Raw genomic sequence first — 19771 nt, forward strand, 5'->3', positions numbered from 1 at the left:
TCACAGTGATGTGGTGAGGGGATTGTGGGGGTCTGCCGCCCATTCGGACATCGAACCGTCGTAGACGCGGACGTCGTCGCGGCCTGACGCGCGCAGCGCCAGTGCGTATCCGGAGGCGGTGATGCCGCTACCGCAATAGGTCACCACCGGTCCCGGGTGGAGTGACTCGGCTGCACGACGTGCCCGGTCGAGATTGATTTCGGTTCCGTCGGGGTCGACCAGGTCGGCGAAGGGCAGGTTCACGCTTCCCGGGATGTGTCCGGCCCGGCCGTACGGCATTTCCTCACCGGAAAAGACCTCTGGCCGAAGAACGTTGATCAGTTCTGATTCCGGTCCCAGCGCCCGGACGTCGTCGGCGTCGGCGAAGTAGCCGGGCTCGGCGAAGAGCTCCGGGGGAGTGGTCGGTGTCGGGGTGCGCTCTCCGGTCTCGATGGCGCCACCGATCTCGCGCCAGGTGTCGAACCCACCGTTGAGGACGGAGGCGGCGGCGAACCCGTAGCTGTGCAATACCCAGACCAATCGCGCGGCCCAGATCCCGTTGAGGTGGTCGTAGACCAGCACTGTCGAATCCGCGCCGACGCCGTGGCGGCCGAGAGCGGCGGCCAGCTGTTCCCGGGTGGGTCGGGTGAAGGGTGCCGCTGCCGTGGGATCGGAGAAGTCGTCGACGAGGTCGGCGTGGACGGCACCGGGCAGGTGGCCCTCGCGGTACGTGGGCAGCCCGGTCGAATAGGTGCTGGTGTCGTCAGGATGGACATCGCGGGTGACGCAGGCATCGAGGATCACGAGCCTCGGGTCGGCCCGATGTTCCTTCAGCCACTGCGCAGACGTGAACAACCCAGGGGTGTCCTGGTCGGTGTTCATGCTTCCCGGGCCTGGTTGCGGCATGTGTATACAGCTACATTCATCGGGATGATTGTGCACGCATTAAAATCCAGATGATTTGAATGGGTGACGCTCGGTGCTCCGACCGAGAGAATCGGGAGCGTTGTAAGCAATGAAGGGATCTGTGCAGTAATGGCCTCGAACGACTCCAGTGGTAACGCTGGCTTCCGCACGCTCTGGTACTTGACCACGGCGAATGGTGACTATCCGTGGACTCCGGGTCGGCTCTACCCGCCGGATTTCGAGCACTACCGGGAACTCGCCCAGGCCATCGACGACGGCGGTTTCTACGGGGCGCTGGTCGCCACCTGGCCCAATGATCCGTTCACCTCGGCGTCGTTCGCCGCAGCCGTGACCAGTCGGATGCGCTTCCTGGTCGCCACCTATTCGGGTGTCATCCCGCCGAAGGCCTTCGCGGAAAAGGCACTCACCTTCGATCGCTTCAGCGGCGGTCGCCTCGACATCAACGTGATCAACGGCACCGACGACCGGGTGGGCCCCTACGGCGTGAAGGCCGATCATGACGATCGGTACACCCGCAGCACCAAGTACTGGGCCGAGGTGCTCGAGCACTACCGCGCGGGAACCGACTCGAACTTCCACAATTCACCGGTCCGCATCGAGCCGACCCAGGACGTGATCGACCTGTGGGGCACCGGAGATTCGCCGGCCGGCCTCGAGCACGCCGGAGCGACCATCCACAACTACCTGACGATGCTGCGTCCCGCGCATGAGCTGGCCCCCAGGATCGAGGCCGCAAAGACGGCGGTCTCGGCCGCAGGCCGACAGTTCGATTCCATCGGTGCTCTCGGTGGCGTGATCGTGCGCCCGGATGCTGCCGACGCGCTCGAGAAGTTCTACACGGTGTTCACCGGTGCCGGCATCGACGCAGTCCGCGACACCCTCGATGTCGCGGTCAAGAAGCGCACCGGTGGCGAGCACAGTCTGCTCACATACACCGCGCCTGATGCGCAGCGTCAGGGATGGGTTGATGCATTGCGGGCCAACCGTTTTCCGGAGCCCTCCGAATTGCAGGTCGATGAGGGCCTCTACGCAGGCATCACCGCATGGTCGCCGCTGGACATCTTCGGGTCCCGCTCATCGGCTCTCTATTTCGTCGGCGACCCCGACTCGATCACCGGCACCGTACGTCGCCTGAAGGATGCCGTCGGCATCACGTCGCTGATCTTGGCCGGCTGGCCGCTGGCCGAGGAGGCACGGCAGGTCGCCGAGCATCTGCTGCCCCGTTTCGACGAGCTCTGATGGACAGCCACGCAAACGGGATCTATCGCAAACTTCGCGAGAATCTGTTGGCGGGCGCCTACTCCGTCGACAAACCGTTGATCCCGGGGGTGCTCAGTGAGGACTTCGCAGTCTCTCGCACCCCGGTCCGGGAAGCGCTGGCATTGCTGGCGCAGGATGGACTGATCGAACCGGTTCGCCGCGGATTCATGATCACCCAGCGTGGCGACGACGAACTGCTCGAGCTCTTCGAAGCCCAGGCCGTGCTCGACGCCGCGGTGGCGTCGGCGGCGGCCGAGCGTCGCACCGACGTCGACCTGCTCCGCCTTCAGGACGCGCAGGATCGGTCGACGGCGCAGCCGGACCCGGTTGATATCCGCCTCGCGTTGCGGCAGTGGCACACCGCCCTGCGCGAGGCGGCGCACAACCGGACGATGACCGATCTGCTCGATCGGCTGGACGCCCAGATCAAGCTCGGCGCACCGTGGAAGCCCTCGCATTCCGACGGTGCGTTCGAGCGTCCGATCGACGAGCATCGCGAGATTCTCACGGCGGTGCGCGATCGTGATCGGGACGGTGCACGCCTGGCAATGCTGGCGCACCACGCCGCCGACCGCGACAACCGGATCGCTCAATTAGCCCAGAGGCACGCGTAATTCGAGTCGTGGTCCTCTCGCCCCAATCGTTCTTCGATTCTTAAGATTTCAACAGCTGTACCCACTGGCGCGACGCGCTACCCTGTGACTACAGTCACTGATCAGTGGCGCTGGTCACATGTTGAAGGGAGTGGGTCTTGGTACCGAATACGCAGGAGATGCTGGACTTCGAAGTCCGGTGGTATCCCCTCGGCGGTGGGCCGTCTGAGCAGATTCATGAGCGTTTCGGGATGTCGGATCGCGACTACTTTGCGTCCGTGAACGACCTCTTGCGGCAGAGTCCGCCTGAACAGCTCTCACCGAATGCGGTCGAGCAGATGCGGGGAGTCGTGCGCAGGCGGCTCTGGATGGCGAAGTAACCCGATCACGCGAGTCTGCGTTTGGCTTCTTCCTTGAGACCTTTCTGGGCAGTGTTCAGCGCTGTCTTCTGGGCCTGCTTGACCAGGAGGCCGGGGAGCTTGATCTTCAGGTCCACATCGAGATCGAACTCGATGTGTGACCCCTCGCCCTTGGGCGTCACCGTGTACTGCCCGTGCTGATGGGACAGCTGGTCGGCCTCGATGAGATCCCAGGTACAGGTGTTCTCGGTCCATGAGTACGTGAGCAACTGGTGATCGGTCATGCCGAAGGCCTGGAGTTCGAGCTTCACCTTCTTCGGGGAACCGTCGTCATACTCTTCGAGGACTTCGGCCTTCTTGTGTGGACCAGACCAGTCGGGTAGAGACTCCACGTCGAGCAGGATCTCCATGATCACGGCCGGCGGTGCATCGATGTCGAATTCGGTTTTTGCGTTCACTGCCATGGAGAGAAAATTACACTGATTCGCCTCGGAATCGGCCGGGTTTGGTCGCGGCGTCGGCGCCCGTTCTTTGTGACCGAAGCGTTGCCATCGAATCTTGGTGCGAACCGCAGGCGGGGGAGTATGGTCTGTCCCAGTGGTCGGTGCGCAGTGAGGCGGCCGGGTTCTTCCTGGGCCTCGAATCGGTGGGGCCTGTATCTCCTTTGACAGTCTTGATGGGGCGAAACTTGTTTGATTCAAGTATTTTTGGCGTCTGCTCACGCTCTCGATCTCGGCTTGCAGTGGCCGGGTTGATCGGTGCCGGAGCGTTGGCCTTGGCCGGATTTGGCGGGCTGGGTACGGCATCGGCCGACCCGTTGATATGCGAGGTGTCCAACGGGCACAACGTCATCCACGTCGAGGGCAACGGGGGCTGTGGTGCCAAGGCGGGTCCGGGCAGCACGGCTCGGGCAACAGATCAAAGCGGTGCGGGCACCGCGGTGGCTTCGGCGGACATCGGTGGCAACGCGAGCGCGTTGAACCTGCAGCCCGGTGCCGCGGCCCTCGCGGGCGCGATATCCGGTGGCACCGGCTACGCGGTGACAACCGGCCCCGGAGGTATGTCGGTCAGTCAGGCGCGCGACGGCGGCACGTCGATCGCGATCGCCGGGTGGGGCGGCAGTGCCTATGCCGGACGCTATGGGGCACAGTGCACGGGCAGCTTCGCAGCCGCAGTCGACACCAATACCGGACAAGGCTGCATCGGCGCCGGGGGTATCTGGCTTTCGACACCCCGATAACAAGACCACGGTGCGGGCGCCTGTTCCCCGCACTCTCCGACGAAGAGCGGTGCCGCTTACGGTGCCGCTCTTCGTGTATCGGCAGTTCGTCGGCTTCGAGTCGTTGGCCCCGGGTTCACAAAGAGGACACCTGACAGCGGACAAATCAGACTAGATTGAATCGGTGAACGAGATACTGCGCCTTTCAGATTTTGGACCCGATCATCCCGATGTCGGACCCGACTTCAGTGTTGTTGCCGGTCGCGAGGCCCTGCAAAAGATTGTCGACCTCGCTGACACGACGCAGTTCCTGGTCGACGACCGTGATGACGATGACCCACGACTGCTGACCCTGCCGGGTCGCAACGTCATCGACACCTGGCGTGAGGACTATCCGTACGACGAACGTATGGGCCGCGACCAGTACGAGCTGGAAAAGCGTCTGCTGCAGATCGAACTGCTCAAGCTCCAAAGGTGGATCAAGGTGACCAACCAGCGCCATGTGCTGGTCTTCGAGGGACGTGACGCTGCGGGCAAGGGCGGCACGATCAAGCGATTCATGGAGCACCTCAATCCCCGTGGCGCGCGGGTGGTTGCCCTCGAGAAGCCGAGCGAGCGGGAATCGACCGAGTGGTACTTCCAGCGTTACGTGCAGCATCTGCCCGCGGCCGGTGAGATCGTCATGTTCGACCGCTCCTGGTACAACCGGACCGGCGTCGAACGGGTGATGGGATTCTGCACCGATGAACAGCACGCCCAGTTCCTGCGGCAGGCGCCGCTGTTCGAGGAGATGCTGATCGACGACGGCATCAAACTCATCAAGTTCTGGTTCTCCGTGTCACCGCTGGAGCAGCGCACCCGGTTTGCGATCCGGCAGGTCGACCCGGTCCGGCAGTGGAAGCTGTCGCCGATGGACCTTGCCTCGCTAGACAAGTGGGACAAGTACACCGCGGCCAAAGAGGAGATGTTCGCCGGTACCGACACCGACCATGCGCCATGGACCGTGGTGAAGAGCAACGACAAGAAGCGCGCTCGGCTGGGCGCCATGCGCTACGTTCTGAGCCTGTATGACTACGACGATCGGGACGACGAGATCGTCGGACGTCCCGATCCTCTGATCGTCGGTCGTGCCCGCGACATCATCGGTGAGTAGGACCTTGCCGGGTTTTGTGCCGATCGATCGGTAACCTGGGTCGGTGCGTTCCTTCCTTGCTGCGGTGCTCTGTCTAGTTGCGATCGTCTCTGCTGCCATTGCGGTGCCGGCGTTCTGGGTCAACTCGAATCTCGTCGACCGCGACGGCTTCAGTGAGATGGTCTCTCCGCTCGCGGACAATTCGAAGGTCCAAGAACAGATTGCCGATGAGATCACCGCGCAGGTGTCAGCTGCTGCGCCGCTGGTCCCGTCTGCGCTGATCCGGCCGCTCGCGGAGGCCTACACCCGTAGCGACAACTTCAAGCCCGACTTCGTCGAGGCGATGAATCAGCAGCACGATTGGCTGTTCGAAGAGGCCACGCCCGAAGAAGAGGGGCAGGTGATGTCGCTGAATCTGACGCCGATGGTGAACCGCGTGATCAACGACCAGCTCCTGAGCGGTGTCGAGATCTCCGGGCCCATCGAGGTGCCGCTGAGTGATTCGGCGCGGTCGGGTCTGGAAGCCGGTCGCTATCACGAGCTCGGCGACCAGATCGGGTACATCGCGATCGGGTCGCTCGTGGTCGCGGTGGTCGCGGGACTCGGCGCTCTGGTGGTGGCGCGGCGGCGCGGATTGGTCGTTGCCGCAATCGGATTCGGCGTGATCGTCGGAGGCGTACTGACCTGGCTGTTGGGCGAGTTCGCCCAGCGTCGGGCAACCGACGAGATCTCAGGTGCCGAAGGTTCGGCGCGAGAGGTCGCCGAACTCATCGTCGACAAGGTGGTCGACAGCATGCAGAACGTCGGCCTGATCGCCGCCGGGGCCGGAGTGGTCGTCGTTATTGCCGGCATCGTGGTGTCGGCGACGCTCGAGCGTCGGCGCTAGACGGTCGACGAGCCGGCCGCCTACGTCATGACAGATTGGGCAGTAGGCGCCAGGAAACCGCGAAGTTGTTGAGGATGTTCCAATCCGACGGGACGGCCATCCCGAAGACCGGAATTCCCAGTCCACACCCTACGATCTGCGTTTCCGATTCGCCGGGGGCGAGCTCGGGGATGGTGAACTGCGTCCCGTCAAGCGAGAATCCTGAGACCTTCACGTTGTAAGCGGTGGTCTCGCCGACGTTGGTGGCGGTCACCGGACAAAGGGAGAGCTTGAACCCGTAATCGTCGCCGCGGGACTCGACGGACACCTTCACGTCCGCCGGGGTGGCAGCGGTGGCGGTGGCCGGCAACGCGAGGGTCAGTCCGGTGGCGGCCGCCAGTGTTGCGAGGCACATTCGGGTTCGTGTCATGGCGATGACCCTATCGGCGAATCGGACACAGGGCGCGTTGTCGGACCCGTATGCGAACATATGTTCGTGTCCCGGATCGAGCAAAGAGACCAGGCGAGCATCCTGCACGCCGATCTGGATTCGTTCTATGCCTCGGTAGAGCAACGCGACCACCCGGAGTTGCGCGGACGGCCGGTGATCGTGGGCGGCGGTGTGGTGCTCGCGGCCAGCTATGAAGCCAAGGCCTTCGGGATCCGTACGCCGATGAACGGCAGAGAAGCGCTCGCGATGTGCCCGCGGGCGGTGGTGATGCCGGCGCGGTTCGACGCCTACAGCGAGGCGAGCAAGGCCGTCTTCGAGATCTTCCGCGACACCACGCCGATCGTCGAGGGGATCTCGATCGACGAAGCCTTCCTCGATGTCGGCGGTCTGCGCCGGATCAGCGGTTCGCCGCTGGAGATCGGCGCGCGCCTGCGGGCCCGGGTGGCGACCGAGGTGGGCTTGCCGATCACGGTCGGGATCGCGAGCACGAAGTTCTTGGCCAAGGTGGCCAGCGCGGTGGGCAAACCCGATGGACTGCTCGAGGTCGCGGTCGGTACCGAACTCGAGTTCTTGCATCCGCTACCGGTCGAGAGGCTGTGGGGTGTGGGGGCGGTGACCGCGGAGAAACTCCACAACGCGGGGTTGCGCACAGTGGGAGACCTCGCCGCGGTCGGCGAGGCGCTGCTGAGTTCGCTCGTCGGTGGTGGCGCGGGCCGGCATCTGTATGCGCTGTCGATGGCCCACGACCCACGACGGGTGGAGGTCGGGCGCCGCCGCCGGTCGATCGGATCGCAGCGCGCCATGGGCCGTCGTGCAAAGTCGGCCGACGAACTCGAGGCCACCGTCGTCGGGATCATCGACCGGCTCGGAAAGCGGCTCCGCAAAGCCGACCGGCGCACGCGCACCGTTGTCCTGCGGCTGCGGTTCGACGACTTCACCCGGGCCACCAGATCGCACACCCTCTACGAATCCACCGACCGCACCGACGTCTTGATGACGGCGTCGCGAAAGATCCTCGACGCGGCCATGCCGATGATCGAGGAGAAGGGTTGCACGCTGCTGGGTGTCTCGCTCACCAACCTGTCCGGCACCGAGGTCGTGCAGTTGGCCCTGCCCTTCGAAGAGCACCATCAGGAACAACTGGACATCACGGTCGACAGCCTGCGGGATCGGTTCGGCGCCGGGGCCGTGACCAGGGCGGTGCTCCTCGGCCGCGACAGCGGAATGCAGGTACCGATGCTGCCGGACTGATTCTGTTGCCCGACGCATAGGGCATCGAGCCACGCTACGGTGGCAAAATGCCTTCATCCATCGTGGCGGACACCAGTGACGTGACCGGAGATGGGCTCGGCGAACGGTCGCCCCTCCGCGCAAAACGAGAGCAACTCGCCGATCCGCGGCGCTGGAACGCGCCATGGGTGTTGGCGTTCGCCGCGTTCGCCGGGTTGGCGGTCGTGTACATCGTCTATTCGGTCAGGCGCTTCGAGCGGCTCGGATACACCGGTTGGGACTTGGGCATATTCACCCAGGCAGTGCGCGCCTACGGCCACTTCGAAGCGCCGATCGTGCCGCTCGAAGGCACCGGCATCAACTTGATGGGCGACCACTTCCAGCCCTGGATCGCCCTCATCGGGCCGATCTACCGGGTCTTTCCGACGCCGATCACGCTGCTGGTGGTCCAGGCGTTGCTCTTTGCGCTGGCGGCGATACCCATCGTGCGATTGGCGACCCGGCAGCTGGGTGTTGCCGTGGGTGTTCTGATCGCGCTCGCGTACGGGCTTTCCTGGGGTATCGCCCACGCGCTGGCCTTCGACTTCCACGAGATCGCGCTGGCCGTGCCACTTCTGGCCTTCAGCATGGTTGCCATCGTCGAGGAGCGGTGGCGCGCCGCGTTGCTCTATGCGCTGCCGTTGGTCTTCTGCAAAGAAGATCTCGGGTTGACCGTTGCCGTGCTCGCGGCCGTAGTTGCGTGGCGATGTGGTCCGCAGGCTTACCGCTGGGCGGCCGCCACAGCGGTCTGGGGTGTGCTCTGGACGGTCCTGGCGACAAAGGTGTTCGTTCCCGCGTTCAGCAGCGGCGACTATTCCTATGGGACGAAGTTCGCCGAGTCGCCTGCCGAGGGGGTCAAGGAGTTCCTCCTCGGATTTGCCGCCGGAGATGCGCGCGCCTCGACCGCCTTCATGCTGCTGGTGATCACGCTGTTCCTCGCGGTGCGTTCGCCGATCGCACTGATAGCGGTCCCGACCATCGCATGGCGATTCTGGAGCACCAATCACCTCTACTGGTCCGACGACTACCACTACGACGCGATCTTGATGCCGATCATGTTCGTCGCGATGATCGATGCCCTGATGTCATTGCGCAGGCAGGGCCGGTCGCGGCGGGTGGTCACCGGGTTCGCCGCCGGGGCCGCGGTGATCGCGGTGGCGCTGGCCGCGGGTGGCCCGCTGCACCGACTTGCCGAGGGCGATTTCTACACCCCGGCCACAGTTGCGCAGTCGGTGGAATCACTCGCCCGTGAGATCCCGGACGGTGAATCGGTCGCCGCAACCAACAACGTTGCGCCGCGCCTTGTTTCCGACTACGAGGTGACGCTGTTCCCGCGGTTGGATCGTGACCGTTCCGTCCCGGAGTGGATCATGGTCGACACGAACACCTACAACATGTTCCCGACCAGTCCCGATGGTGTTCGCAAAGAACTGGAGCAGATCGAAGCCGGTGGTCAGTACCGTGTGGTCGACGACCGTGGGGGCCTGGTGCTGCTGCACCGGCGCTGATCGGGCCGGTGCAGCAGGGACTCAGTCGCTGATGCTCTCCCAGAGGAACTCATAGGCCAGTGCTGATTTGAAGGCCGCCTGCTTGTTGTCGGCGGCGCCGCCGTGGCCACCCTCGATGTTCTCGTAGTAGCTCACCGAATGCCCCAGTTCTTCCATCCGGGCGACGAACTTGCGGGCGTGGCCGGGATGCACGCGATCGTCGCGGGTCGACGTCGTCATCAGGAGCTTGGGATAGTCGGCGTCTTTGCGGAGTAGTTGGTACGGAGAGTATTTCGAGATGAACTCCCACTGCTCCGGGTCGTCGGGGTCGCCGTACTCGGCGACCCAGGAGGCGCCGGCGAGCAGCAGGTGGTAGCGCTTCATGTCGAGCAGTGGGACCTGGCAGACCAGGGCGCCGAACAGTTCCGGGTAGCTGGTGAGCATCACGCCCATCAGCAGGCCGCCGTTGGATCCGCCCTGCGCTGCCAGTTGCTCACTGGTGGTCAGGCCGCGTGCGATCAGATCCTTTGCGACACTGGCGAAGTCCTCGTAGACGAGGTGGCGGCCTGCGAGTTGGGCCTGGGTGTGCCAGGTCGGTCCGTATTCGCCGCCACCCCGGATGTTGGCGATGACGTAGATGCCGCCGCGCTCCACCCAGCTGCGACCGGAGACCGCGCCGTAGCTCGGTGTCAGCGAGTTCTCGAATCCGCCGTAGCCGTACAGCAGGGTCGGTCCCGAATCCACGTCGTCGCGTTTGACCACGAAGTACGGGATCTGGGTCCCGTCATCCGACGTCGAAAAGAACTGGGAGGCAGTCACATTGCTCGTGTCGAACAGTGCGGGTGACTGCTTGATCGGAGCGACGCCATCGGTGCTCGACCCGTGCAGCAGGCTCGGTGGGGTGGTGAAGCTGCTGGCCGACAGGAACAGTTCGTCGCTGTGGTCGGGATCGGTGTCCAGAACCGAGATGGTGGCCAACTCCGGAAGTCCGGCGAGTTCGGAGACCGACCAGTCGGACACCGAGAGCAGACGGACCTGTGTCTGCACGTCACGCAAGGTCACCAGAACCAGATGCTTGGAGGTGAACGAGAAATTCTGGAGGCTCGTGTGGTCGTCGGGTGAGAACAGTACTGTCGCTTCGCGATTCCCGGTCAGGTACGCATCGTGGTCGAAGACCAGCAAGGTCCCGGTTGGGTACGTCTGAGATTCGCTCAATTCCCATGGCGAGCGGGTGAACACCAGCAACCACTGACGGTGAACGCTGGTGTGTGCGTCGGTGGGGACATCGATCAGCGTCGGTTCCGCGTCGTCTCCGACGAGATAGAACTCCTGGTGGAAGAAGTCGGTCGACCGGACAACGAAGTGTCGTTCGAACCCGGGTGTGTCGTCGTACATCGCCTGTACTGCAACGTCTTCAACAGATCCGGCGAATACGGTGTCAGCTGATTCGAGTGGCGTTCCTCGGGTCCAGCGCTTCACGACGCGGGGGTATCCGGAGTGGGTGAGCGCCGGTTTGCCGTCGGAGTGGGTTCCGAAATCGGTGCCGACGTAGACGGTGTCGTCGTCGATCCAGTCGATATCGGATTTGTTCTCCGGCAGGGTGAACCCACCGTCGGCGGAATCGATCCATTTTCTCGAGACCATGTCGAACTCGCGCACGACCGAGGCGTCGGCCCCACCACGCGAGAGCAGGATCAGTGCCCGCTCATGGGCCGGACGCAGAACCAGGGCGCTCTTCCAGACCCAGTTCTCGTCTTCGGCGGCGGCGACCGCGTCGAGGTCGATCAGCACATCCCATTCGGGGGAATCGGTGCGGTACTGCTCCAACGTGGTGCGCCGCCACAGACCACGCGGGTTGGCGGCGTCACGCCAGTAGTTGTAGAGGTGGTCGCCGCGCCGTCGGACATACGCGATGCGGTCGTCGGTGTCGAAGACTTCGAGGGCGGCGGCTTGCAGTTCCGAAAAACGGGTTCCGGTGGTGAGGCGATCGAGGGTGGGTTGATTGTGCTCACGCACCCAGGTCAGGGCGTCATCGCCGGTCACATCTTCGAGCCAGAGGTAGGGGTCGGAATAACTCACGCCGACCAGTCTGCCGCACCGGCGCGCTCGACGTTCACCAGCGGTCCGGTGCTCAGGGGGCCGAGGCGGGTGGCCAGGACTGCCAGGTTCATGCGCAAGATCTCCATGGCCAGCGAGGAGTCGACGGTCGAGAGGGTGTCGCGGTCGCTGTGCACGTCCGTATTGGCCCGGTCATCGGCTTCGATGGTGAGGACCGCGGGGATCCCGGCATCGATGAACGGCACGTGGTCGCTGGCAAACGGGTTCAACGACGTGGACACCGACAACTGGGTATAGGTACCGGCGGCCGCCACCAGGTCGTTCATCAACGCCTGCGAGTTCTGCCCACCTTCGATCATGACGCCGGGTGTGGCCGAGTTCTTGCGGCCGATCATGTCCATGTTGATGACGGCGGCGATCCGGTTGCGGACTTCCGGCGCGAGCGTCTCTACGTAATCGATGCTCCCCAGCAAACCCTGCTCTTCACCACCGAACAGGATGAGCACCACATCGTGGTGCCACGTACGACCGGCCAGAACCGCTCCGAGTTCGAGGACTCCGGCCGAGCCCGATGCATTGTCGTCGGCGCCCGGTGCCGGATGCGCGCGTCCGGCCTCGTTGACAGAATCCAGGTGTGCGGTGGCCAGGATCAGGTCGCGTGGTTCGGGACCGGTTCCGGGTAGGTGAGCGATGAGGTTCGCACTCGAACCATCGCCGACCGCGACCGGTGCGCGGTACACCTGGTATCCGGCACCCTCGAGTTCGGTGGCCGCGAAATACATGGTGGACCGGAACTCCGGACTCAGCGAATGCCGGGTGACCGGGGTGGTGATGGTCGACAGGAACCGGCTGTAGCGGGAGCCCGACAACGCCGAGAGAATGGCGGCGATCTCAGGATCCGGCACGGCCCTGACCATCGGCGGATGTTCGATGGTGGGCGCGATGCGCAGCGCCGCTGCTCGTCGGCAGGTCGGTTCACGCTGGACTGCGATGGTGTCTTCGGTATGCATGGCAGATTCCTTTCGGTTCCGGTCCCGTTATGGCCGTCGGACCTCGATCCGCTGACTGTCGCGGTGAACGATCTCGGGTGCCGGAGATCCGGTCGATTCGTGCAACCGCTGTCCGGGTACGTCGTCGCGGCCGAGACCGAGCTCGATCACCGATCCGTCAGGCTCGATCTCGAGGCCACGGCGGCCTCTGGCAGGCGGGAACTCGAAACCGTCGGGTCGGTAGACGGCCACATCGTCGTGGTCTTCTTCGAATGAATGCCACCAGCGCTGGTCGGCCACGGCGGTCACGGGGTCGGGGAGCCTGCGCCGACGCCCGCACTCCCGGCCGTCACCAGCGCTGACCGGGCGGTGTCGAGGCTGGCGCGCATCCGGCTCACCTGCCCGGCGGTGAACATCACCATCGAATCGTCGTCGGTGTAGTCCATGTAGTCCATGAACAGGTCGCCGTGCGGGGCGTTGTTGCAACTGACGTGTGGATACGACGGTTTCCCGGTGTTCTCCGACCCCTGATTCGGTGTGTCGGAGACCTCGTCGGTGCCGCCGCAACCGCTCCCGTCGTCGCCCCAGATGTGGAACAGGTTGAGATAGTGCCCGATCTCGTGGGTGGCGGTGCGGCCGAGATCGAACGGCGATGTGGCGGTTCCGGTGGTGCCGAACGCGGTGTGGGTGATCACCACACCGTCGGTGTCCGCGGGTCCGCCGGGGAATTGCGCGTATCCGAGCAATCCGCCACCGAGGAGGCCGACCCACACGTTCAGATACCGGTCGGTGGGCCAGGCGTCGATGCCACCTCTGGAGGTGAACTTGATCGCGTTGTCGGTATTGAACGTCGCGTGTTGGGTCGATGTGCGGGTGATACCGGTCGTCGGGTTGCCCTCCGGGTCGGCGGTGGCCAGCGAGAACTCCACGCGGGCGTCACCGACCCGGTCTTTGAAAAACTCCGGGACCCGATCGATGTCGTCGTTGGTGGCACGGTAGTCGCGGTTGAGAACCTCTATCTGGCTGTGTATCTGAGCATCGGAGATGTTCTCGGCGTCGGTGCGGGCAACCACATGCACGACCATGGGAATGTGGACGATCTCGGTGCTGAGTCGTTCGAGGGCTTCGAGTTCGATGGTTGTGGTTTCGAGTTCTGCCCGCGCCCGACGATAGTCCGCCGATTCGGTGAGCAATCTACGATGTTCGGGCATGGCCCCGCACAGGCGCGTGGTCGGGGGTTCGATGGTGGTCATGACGTGTTCTCCGATCAGAGGATGAGGTCTGCGGTGCGGATGAGTTCTCGTGCGGTGTGCGAGCTTTCGATGTGCTCCAGCGGATCGGAACCGATGTAGGCGCTCAGGTCGAGGCCGGATGCTCCTGCGATCCTGCGGACCGGAACCTGGTAGGTACGGTACGCGCCAAAGGTAAAAGCTTCAGGCGCGGTGGCGAATTCGTCCAGAAGTGCTTCCTGGCTGAGGAGGTAGCCGGTGGCCGACAGTGTGCCATCGCCCTTGACCATCGTCGCGACTTTCCAGAATTGTCTGGGTAGTTTGAATCCGCGATATGGCGGGTCGTCGTCGGCGAATATCGGGCCGGTCAGAACGTTCACCTTGAGTGCGTTGTTCTGGGCGCTACGCAGGAGGTAGTCCTCCAGACCCACCCACAGTGTGCTGCCCGCATTGAAATCATGATGTTGCGGGGTGCAATTGGTGAAGTGGAATGTGTCGTCATTGGCGGCTTTCGCCTGCGGCCCCCACGCCGGGTCGAGGCGCCGTACCAGGTGCCCTCGGTCGAGTGGGTTGTCGCGGTAGAGGGCTTCGTCGGTTTGTTCGCCGGCGGCGATACGTGGATCACGAATCCACCGGTCCGATTCGCGGGGTGGATCGTTCGCCTGGCCGCCGTCGATGTTGACGGCCGTGAACAGTGCCATCCGGCGTGGGCGATGCATCATCACGCTGAAGTGGTGGTACCGAAGTTCTTGAGAAGCAACCGGTTTGACGGCATCGGTGAGTGTGGGTAGCGGTACCGGCCGGGTCAGGAATCGGGGGTCGTAACCACCGCGGGTGGTGTAGTCGGGGTCGATCGAGATTGCCTCGGTGCCGGTGCCGGTGCCGGTGCCGGTGTTCACGGTGCCCACATCGGCCCTGATCGTCGTGGCGGTGCCGTCGAGATGCACGGTGATCTCCACCGGCACCCGGATCGTCGTGGCGGTGTTCGCGGATTGCGCCTCGCCGTGGCCCGGTTCGCCCTCGCCCGGGCTGCGCGCCGGCGACGATGACACCCCGTCGCCGAGCAGCGCGCCGACGAGTTCCGTCTGCGCGGCCGTCAGGGGTTGTGATCGCAGATGGGCCAGGATGCTGCTGATCCGGACTCCTTCGTTCAGGTAGCCGCCGAACCGCGTCTGCTCGGGGGCGGGCACGCTGGCATGATGCAGCGCAACAACTTCCCACTGGTCGTTGAAAACAGGAGAGCCCGATGAACCGGGTTCGGTGTCCGCGGAGTAGTGGACAAATCCATCGGGGATGTCGACGAGTTTGTTCTCGCGCAACACGATCTGCTTCCTGCGGCCACCGGGATGTTGAACGATGGTGACGGATTCGCCGACGATGACCGTGCCCTGTGCGGAGGTGAGCTGGTTGTATCCGAATGTCGCCAACTCCGGTGCCGGGGCGTCGACGGCAACCAGCGCGAAATCACGTTGGCGGTCGGCCAGGAAGAAACGGTCGGGTGCAAAGCTGAATGATGCGCCGGACAGCGGAACACCGCCCGCCCCGTCCTGGTAGTTGAACTCGATCTGACTCGTCCGGGCCGTGTCTGCGTCCGGCAGCACATGGTGATTGGTCAAGAGCAGCGATGGGGTGACGAGGAATCCGGTGCCGTAGCCACTTGGCCGACCTGACCTGACACCGATGTTCACGCGACCAACCGACCGCGAAGAAATCACACCTTCGTCGAGGTATCGGACGCTGAGGAAGTCGGGGGAGTTGATGATCTTCTCGAGATCGGCACCCTCCATGTCGAGGGCATCTGCTGCCCGGTCCACACCCCTGGCGATGGTGGGTTCGGGTGTGAGAGGTGCTGAGTCGGGAGCGTAGTAGCGGGTGATCCGGGCCAGGCGATTGGTGATCCGGGCCGCCGAATCGGCGTCGGCGAGGTGGCCGCGGGACACTGCGTCCTCGTTGCCGCTGCGTTTGCCCTGTCGTTCCGCGATTCTTCGCGCGGCGGCGTCGGTCTGAAGTCGGTTTTCGGAGTCGAATGCGCTGCGGTGCGATTGCGTGAGTTCATCGGACTGCGGCTGGACGATTGTCATGGCATGTCCTGGTCGGGTTCGGGTCGAGGGTCTTCGCTTGCGTCGAGGTGGTGGCGTGATTCGAGAATCCCGCGATCCCGCGGTCGGCGCACGCGTAGTCCGCTACTCGAATCCGCGACCCGGCACTACGTGATCCCGATCGAGGACGCGTCGAATTGGGGGCACGTCAATCGTCATCACCGTGATGGACCGTCGAATGCGGCCCACAATGGATGAGATGTGAGGAGTCAGACGATGCGATACGCACTACTTCTGAACAACCAGGAGCCCGCAGAGGGTGAGATCTCCGACGACGACATCGCCCAGATGCAGGAAGCATTCGGCGTCTACGGCAATGCGCTGGCCTCAGCCGGCGTGCTGGTTGCCGGGGAGATCCTGCAGTCGGTGGCGGCCACGACGACGGTGACCCGGCGAGACGGCAGCCTGCAGATCCAGGACGGCCCGTTCGCCGACACGAAGGAGGCTTTGGCGGGGGTGTTCGTGATCGACGTGCCCGACCTGGACGCCGCGCTCGCGTGGGCCGAGAAATGCCCGGGAACCCAGTACGGCGTGATCGAGGTGCGTCCGGTCGGGATCTCGCTGGTGGACGGCCGCTGGGTCTGAGCCGTGCCCGAGCCCAGGACCGAGGTGGACGTGCGTGCGGCGATGACCGCGCGCACGTCCTACGGACGGTTGCTGGCGCTGCTGGCCGCCGCCGACGGTGATGTGCAGGCAGCCGAAGATGCGCTGGCCGACGCCTTCGAGCGGGCCCTGACGCGGTGGCCGCGCGTAGGGGTGCCCGACAACCCGGACGGATGGATCCTCGCGGTCGCCCGCAATCGGCAACGGGACCGCTGGAAATCCGCGGCCTACCGCAATTCGGTTGTGCTGGAACCGGATCGCCACGCCGGCGTACATCTCGATGGCGTCGACCCCGATGCCATCGGGGACAAACGCCTGGCGCTGATGCTGGTGTGTGCGCACCCGGCCATCAACCCGGCTGTGCACACCCCGCTGATGTTGAACACGGTGCTCGGCTTCACCGCCGAACAGATCGGCCGGGCACTGGCGATACCCACTGCGACGCTGGCCGCGCGTCTGGTTCGTGCCAAACGCCGAATCAAACAGGCTGGCATACCTTTCCGGATTCCGGACCGGACCGTGCTTGCGGAAAGGATGCCAGCGGTCGCCGAAGCCGTCTATGGCACTTTTGCCATCGACTGGCACAGCAGCGGAACCCAACGCAGGGACGGTCTGACCACCGAGGCGCTGTATCTGGCCGAAACACTGGCCGAACTGGCGCCGTCGGAAGGGCGGGAGATCTCGGCCGAGGCGCATGGACTCGCGGCCCTGATCTGCCTGTCCAATGCCCGGATACCGGCTCGCTACAGCTCGGACGGCGCCCTGGTCCCGCTGGCCGAACAGGATGTCGGGCGGTGGGATGGCTCGCTCATCGAACGTGGGCAGGCGCATCTACGCACCGCGCACGGTTGCGGTGTGCTCGGACGCTTCCAACTCGAAGCCGCGATCGAGTCGGTGCACATCGCCCGTCGCGAGCTAGGAACCACCGATTGGTGGGTCCTGCGTGATCTGTACCGGGTACTCGACACGGTCGCACCGACACTCGGCAGCACTGTCGCACTTGCCGCGGTGACATCGGAGGTCGACGGCCCGGCGGTGGGGTTGGACCTACTCGAGCAGATCGCGGACCGGACCGGCCACTTTCAGCCGGCATGGAGCACTCGCGCGCACCTGCTCGGGCAACTCGGCAGAACAGCCGAGGCCCGGGATGCGTTCGCCAAGGCCATCTCTCTGACCACCGATCCCGCGCAGCGCAGATATCTCGACCGTCGGCTCAGCGAGCTGGAACCACGATGAGCGTGCGTAGCCGGCTATTGATCGGTGACCTCACGCAGATAGGTCAGGACCGCGGTCACCCGTCTGTCTGTGCCCGATCCCGGTTCGGCCACGAGGTCGAGTTTGCTGAAGATCGCCCCGACATGTTTGCGGATCGCGGCTTCACTGACGAACAGTTCGGTTGCGATCGACCCGTTGGTCCGGCCCTGGGCCATCAGCGACAGCACTTCTTGCTCACGCCCGGTCAGCTGTGAGATCGGCCCGCCCGCACCATGATTGCCCACCAACTGGCGCACCACATCGGGGTCGATGATCGTGGCCCCGCCTGCCACCTCGGTGACCGATTGCAGAAACGATTGCACGTGTCCGACGCGATCCTTCAGGAGGTAGCCCACCCCGCCACCAGTGGATGAACTGATCAGTTCGGGTAGGTATGCGGCCGCCACATACTGCGAGAGCACCAGGATTCCCATATCCGAGAATTCTGTACGCAGTGCGGCCGCCGCCCGCAACCCTTCGTCGGTATGTGTCGGCGGCATTCGGACGTCAGTGATGACGAGGTCTGGGCGCAGCGCCCGTGCCGCTGACACCACGGCATCACCGTCGCCGACCTGGGCGACGATTTCGTGGCCGGCGTGCGCCAGAATCGCTGCGATGCCCTCACGCAGGAGTAACGAATCCTCGCCCAGCACGACGGTCAGTCCGCCGGCGGCGTTCAATTCGGAGTGAGCGGGCACAGTATTTTCACCTCTGTCGGGCCGCCGTCGGGACTGAGGACCTCCAGTGTGCCGCCGATCGCGGTGCAGCGGATCGCGAGCCCGGCGATGCCGTGTCCGCCGCTCTGGTCGGCCCCACCGACACCGTTGTCGGTGATCCGCAACATCCAGTGTTCGGTGGACGCGGTTCCGGTGACAGTGATCGACGTGGCCTCGGAGTGCTTGAGAGCGTTCGATATCGATTCGGCGACAACAAAATACGAGCAGTCCTCGACGGCCTCATGAAGCCGTGATCGACCGGTGTCCAGTTGCACTGCCACCGGAATCGGTGTGCGCCCGGCGAGTTCGCGAACCGCTGCGTCGAGTCCGTGGGCGGCCAATACCTGCGGCGAAATGCCGCGGACCGCGTCGCGTAGATCACTCAGGGCCAGATCTGCCTCGCGGTGGGCCCGCATGATCAGGTCACGGACCGGGCCTTCGTCTGCCTTGACCTCGGCCAGTCCCAGCGTCATCGTCAGAGCCACCAGGCGATGCTGAACACCGTCGTGTAGTTGCCCTTCGATCCGGCTGCGTTCGGTGGCGAACGCGGTCACGAGATCAAGTCGCGACGCTCGGAGCCTGCTGATCTCCGAGCGGAGGTCGCTGTCATCGGGGTCGAGCAGGATCCGTGCCGGTGCGGCTCTGACGATCGCATAGGACGGGATCAGGTACAGGACTGAAGCGGCGAACCAGATGACCCCCACCGCCGCGAGGATCCATGCTTCCCCAGCCGTGGAAGCGGACCAGGAACCGAAGGTGACCGGAGCTGAATCCTCTACCGCCCAGGGAGAAATCAGCAGTGCCACGCCCAGAACTGGGCCGAGGAGCAACACTGCGCAGTCGACGAACCACGTTGCCGTCAGGAGCATCGCGAACACGACCTCGCGCCACTGCAGTCGCCACGAACGGAGCAACGTCAGATACTCGCGCGCGGACAAGGGCTCCTGTTTACGGATCCGGAACAACCGCGTCTCCGAGCCGGCGTCGAGTAGCTGAAGGCGTTTGCGTTCGACCTCGGCGGCAGCACTGACCAGTAGCGGCACTTCGCGCAGCACGAAGAACCCGACGATCAACGGCAGAGTGACGACACCGATGAACAGGACCGAACCGAGTATGAGCATCAGGACCAGACCGCTGATGGCGCTGGTGATCACATAGAAAAGGGCACGCCACGGCCACGCTCCCACGGCGAACCGCAGGGGGTATCGACGGAGGGTCGCTCCGGCCGTTGTCATGGCCTCTGGCACAAAGTCAATCTATGCGACGCCGATGACGACCGGGG

20 protein-coding genes are annotated in these 19771 nt (G+C 64.4%); 10 read left to right on the forward strand and 10 right to left on the reverse strand.

Going from position 1 to position 19771, the window contains the following annotated elements:
* A complete protein-coding gene (locus AC1TPF_RS21500) occupies window positions 1–861 on the reverse strand; it encodes a sulfurtransferase (RefSeq protein WP_482145262.1) in 861 nt (286 codons plus the stop codon).
* Between the two features lie 153 nt (window positions 862–1014).
* On the opposite strand from AC1TPF_RS21500, the gene AC1TPF_RS21505 reads away from it, so the two are divergent.
* The 3 genes from AC1TPF_RS21505 (at window position 1015) to AC1TPF_RS21515 (ending at window position 3139) form a co-directional block, all read left to right on the forward strand.
* On the forward strand, window positions 1015–2145 hold the full coding sequence (locus tag AC1TPF_RS21505) for an LLM class flavin-dependent oxidoreductase (RefSeq protein WP_482145263.1): 1131 nt from the start codon (window positions 1015–1017) through the stop codon (window positions 2143–2145).
* Window positions 2145–2780, forward strand: a complete 636-nt coding sequence (locus tag AC1TPF_RS21510; protein WP_482141003.1) for a GntR family transcriptional regulator — start codon at window positions 2145–2147, stop codon at window positions 2778–2780. Before AC1TPF_RS21505 ends, AC1TPF_RS21510 begins: the two co-directional genes overlap by 1 nt.
* A 158-nt stretch (window positions 2781–2938) precedes the next feature.
* A complete protein-coding gene (locus tag AC1TPF_RS21515) occupies window positions 2939–3139 on the forward strand; it encodes a DUF3263 domain-containing protein (protein ID WP_482141468.1) in 201 nt (66 codons plus the stop codon).
* A 5-nt stretch (window positions 3140–3144) separates the two neighbouring features.
* Here the strand turns inward: AC1TPF_RS21515 and AC1TPF_RS21520 are convergent, their stop codons facing one another.
* A complete protein-coding gene (locus AC1TPF_RS21520; RefSeq protein ID WP_482141001.1) occupies window positions 3145–3582 on the reverse strand; it encodes an SRPBCC family protein in 438 nt (145 codons plus the stop codon).
* 212 nt (window positions 3583–3794) lie between these two features.
* On the opposite strand from AC1TPF_RS21520, the gene AC1TPF_RS21525 reads away from it, so the two are divergent.
* The 3 genes from AC1TPF_RS21525 (at window position 3795) to AC1TPF_RS21535 (ending at window position 6355) form a co-directional block, all read left to right on the forward strand.
* Window positions 3795–4358, forward strand: coding sequence for a DUF6764 family protein (locus AC1TPF_RS21525; protein ID WP_482145264.1), 564 nt, complete (start codon window positions 3795–3797; stop codon window positions 4356–4358).
* A 163-nt stretch (window positions 4359–4521) separates the two neighbouring features.
* Window positions 4522–5490 (forward strand): polyphosphate kinase 2, encoded by a 969-nt coding sequence (ppk2, locus tag AC1TPF_RS21530; protein WP_482140997.1) that lies wholly within the window; start codon window positions 4522–4524, stop codon window positions 5488–5490.
* Between the two features lie 43 nt (window positions 5491–5533).
* Complete coding sequence (locus AC1TPF_RS21535) at window positions 5534–6355, forward strand: hypothetical protein (RefSeq protein ID WP_482145265.1); 822 nt, start codon at window positions 5534–5536, stop codon at window positions 6353–6355.
* 25 nt (window positions 6356–6380) lie between these two features.
* On the opposite strand, the gene AC1TPF_RS21540 is transcribed toward AC1TPF_RS21535, so the two are convergent.
* A complete protein-coding gene (locus AC1TPF_RS21540; RefSeq protein WP_482145266.1) occupies window positions 6381–6764 on the reverse strand; it encodes a hypothetical protein in 384 nt (127 codons plus the stop codon).
* Window positions 6765–6824: 60 nt separating this feature from the next.
* Between AC1TPF_RS21540 and dinB the strand changes: the two genes are divergently transcribed.
* Together dinB and AC1TPF_RS21550 are read left to right on the forward strand one after the other, a co-directional pair.
* Window positions 6825–8036, forward strand: coding sequence for a DNA polymerase IV (gene dinB, locus AC1TPF_RS21545; RefSeq protein WP_482145267.1), 1212 nt, complete (start codon window positions 6825–6827; stop codon window positions 8034–8036).
* Window positions 8037–8083: 47 nt separating this feature from the next.
* Window positions 8084–9562, forward strand: coding sequence for a DUF2079 domain-containing protein (locus AC1TPF_RS21550; protein WP_482145268.1), 1479 nt, complete (start codon window positions 8084–8086; stop codon window positions 9560–9562).
* Between the two features lie 21 nt (window positions 9563–9583).
* Here AC1TPF_RS21550 and AC1TPF_RS21555 read toward each other — a convergent pair whose 3' ends face one another.
* From AC1TPF_RS21555 to AC1TPF_RS21575, 5 genes are read right to left on the reverse strand one after another with little or no spacing between them, the layout of a single operon-like run.
* Window positions 9584–11620, reverse strand: a complete 2037-nt coding sequence (locus AC1TPF_RS21555) for a prolyl oligopeptidase family serine peptidase (protein ID WP_482145269.1) — start codon at window positions 11618–11620, stop codon at window positions 9584–9586.
* The gene (locus AC1TPF_RS21560) at window positions 11617–12609 is read right to left on the reverse strand and encodes a M28 family metallopeptidase (protein ID WP_482145270.1); all 993 of its coding nucleotides are present in this window, start codon (window positions 12607–12609) and stop codon (window positions 11617–11619) included. Before AC1TPF_RS21560 ends, AC1TPF_RS21555 begins: the two co-directional genes overlap by 4 nt.
* A 27-nt stretch (window positions 12610–12636) precedes the next feature.
* Window positions 12637–12897: a hypothetical protein gene (locus tag AC1TPF_RS21565; protein ID WP_482140983.1), complete on the reverse strand. Its 261-nt coding sequence runs from the start codon at window positions 12895–12897 to the stop codon at window positions 12637–12639.
* Window positions 12894–13841, reverse strand: a complete 948-nt coding sequence (locus AC1TPF_RS21570; protein WP_482145271.1) for a M43 family zinc metalloprotease — start codon at window positions 13839–13841, stop codon at window positions 12894–12896. The genes AC1TPF_RS21565 and AC1TPF_RS21570 overlap by 4 nt, the downstream gene beginning before the upstream one ends.
* A 14-nt stretch (window positions 13842–13855) precedes the next feature.
* A complete protein-coding gene (locus AC1TPF_RS21575; RefSeq protein WP_482145272.1) occupies window positions 13856–15898 on the reverse strand; it encodes a DNA/RNA non-specific endonuclease in 2043 nt (680 codons plus the stop codon).
* A 234-nt stretch (window positions 15899–16132) separates the two neighbouring features.
* Between AC1TPF_RS21575 and AC1TPF_RS21580 the strand changes: the two genes are divergently transcribed.
* On the forward strand, window positions 16133–16501 hold the full coding sequence (locus AC1TPF_RS21580; protein WP_482140977.1) for a YciI family protein: 369 nt from the start codon (window positions 16133–16135) through the stop codon (window positions 16499–16501).
* Between the two features lie 42 nt (window positions 16502–16543).
* Entirely contained in the window at window positions 16544–17755 is a 1212-nt protein-coding gene (locus AC1TPF_RS21585) for an RNA polymerase sigma factor (protein ID WP_482145553.1), read from the forward strand.
* Window positions 17756–17769: 14 nt separating this feature from the next.
* Here AC1TPF_RS21585 and AC1TPF_RS21590 read toward each other — a convergent pair whose 3' ends face one another.
* Window positions 17770–18471, reverse strand: coding sequence for a response regulator (locus AC1TPF_RS21590; protein ID WP_482145273.1), 702 nt, complete (start codon window positions 18469–18471; stop codon window positions 17770–17772).
* On the reverse strand, window positions 18450–19736 hold the full coding sequence (locus tag AC1TPF_RS21595) for a sensor histidine kinase (protein WP_482145274.1): 1287 nt from the start codon (window positions 19734–19736) through the stop codon (window positions 18450–18452). Before AC1TPF_RS21595 ends, AC1TPF_RS21590 begins: the two co-directional genes overlap by 22 nt.
* Window positions 19737–19771 lie beyond the last annotated feature (35 nt).

The organism is Williamsia sp. Y853 (assembly GCF_056786495.1).

Bases quoted from the DNA above. Each gene is read 5' to 3' on its own strand.
- AC1TPF_RS21570 (WP_482145271.1), bottom strand. From the start codon at position 13,841: ATGACCACCATCGAACCCCCGACCACGCGCCTGTGCGGGGCCATGCCC.
- AC1TPF_RS21575 (WP_482145272.1), bottom strand. From the start codon at position 15,898: ATGACAATCGTCCAGCCGCAGTCCGATGAACTCACGCAATCGCACCGC.
- AC1TPF_RS21510 (WP_482141003.1), top strand. From the start codon at position 2,145: ATGGACAGCCACGCAAACGGGATCTATCGCAAACTTCGCGAGAATCTG.
- AC1TPF_RS21585 (WP_482145553.1), top strand. From the start codon at position 16,544: ATGACCGCGCGCACGTCCTACGGACGGTTGCTGGCGCTGCTGGCCGCC.
- AC1TPF_RS21515 (WP_482141468.1), top strand. From the start codon at position 2,939: ATGCTGGACTTCGAAGTCCGGTGGTATCCCCTCGGCGGTGGGCCGTCT.
- AC1TPF_RS21505 (WP_482145263.1), top strand. From the start codon at position 1,015: ATGGCCTCGAACGACTCCAGTGGTAACGCTGGCTTCCGCACGCTCTGG.
- AC1TPF_RS21540 (WP_482145266.1), bottom strand. From the start codon at position 6,764: ATGACACGAACCCGAATGTGCCTCGCAACACTGGCGGCCGCCACCGGA.
- AC1TPF_RS21560 (WP_482145270.1), bottom strand. From the start codon at position 12,609: ATGCATACCGAAGACACCATCGCAGTCCAGCGTGAACCGACCTGCCGA.
- AC1TPF_RS21520 (WP_482141001.1), bottom strand. From the start codon at position 3,582: ATGGCAGTGAACGCAAAAACCGAATTCGACATCGATGCACCGCCGGCC.
- AC1TPF_RS21525 (WP_482145264.1), top strand. From the start codon at position 3,795: ATGGGGCGAAACTTGTTTGATTCAAGTATTTTTGGCGTCTGCTCACGC.
- AC1TPF_RS21550 (WP_482145268.1), top strand. From the start codon at position 8,084: ATGCCTTCATCCATCGTGGCGGACACCAGTGACGTGACCGGAGATGGG.
- dinB (WP_482145267.1), top strand. From the start codon at position 6,825: ATGTTCGTGTCCCGGATCGAGCAAAGAGACCAGGCGAGCATCCTGCAC.
- AC1TPF_RS21580 (WP_482140977.1), top strand. From the start codon at position 16,133: ATGCGATACGCACTACTTCTGAACAACCAGGAGCCCGCAGAGGGTGAG.
- AC1TPF_RS21500 (WP_482145262.1), bottom strand. From the start codon at position 861: ATGAACACCGACCAGGACACCCCTGGGTTGTTCACGTCTGCGCAGTGG.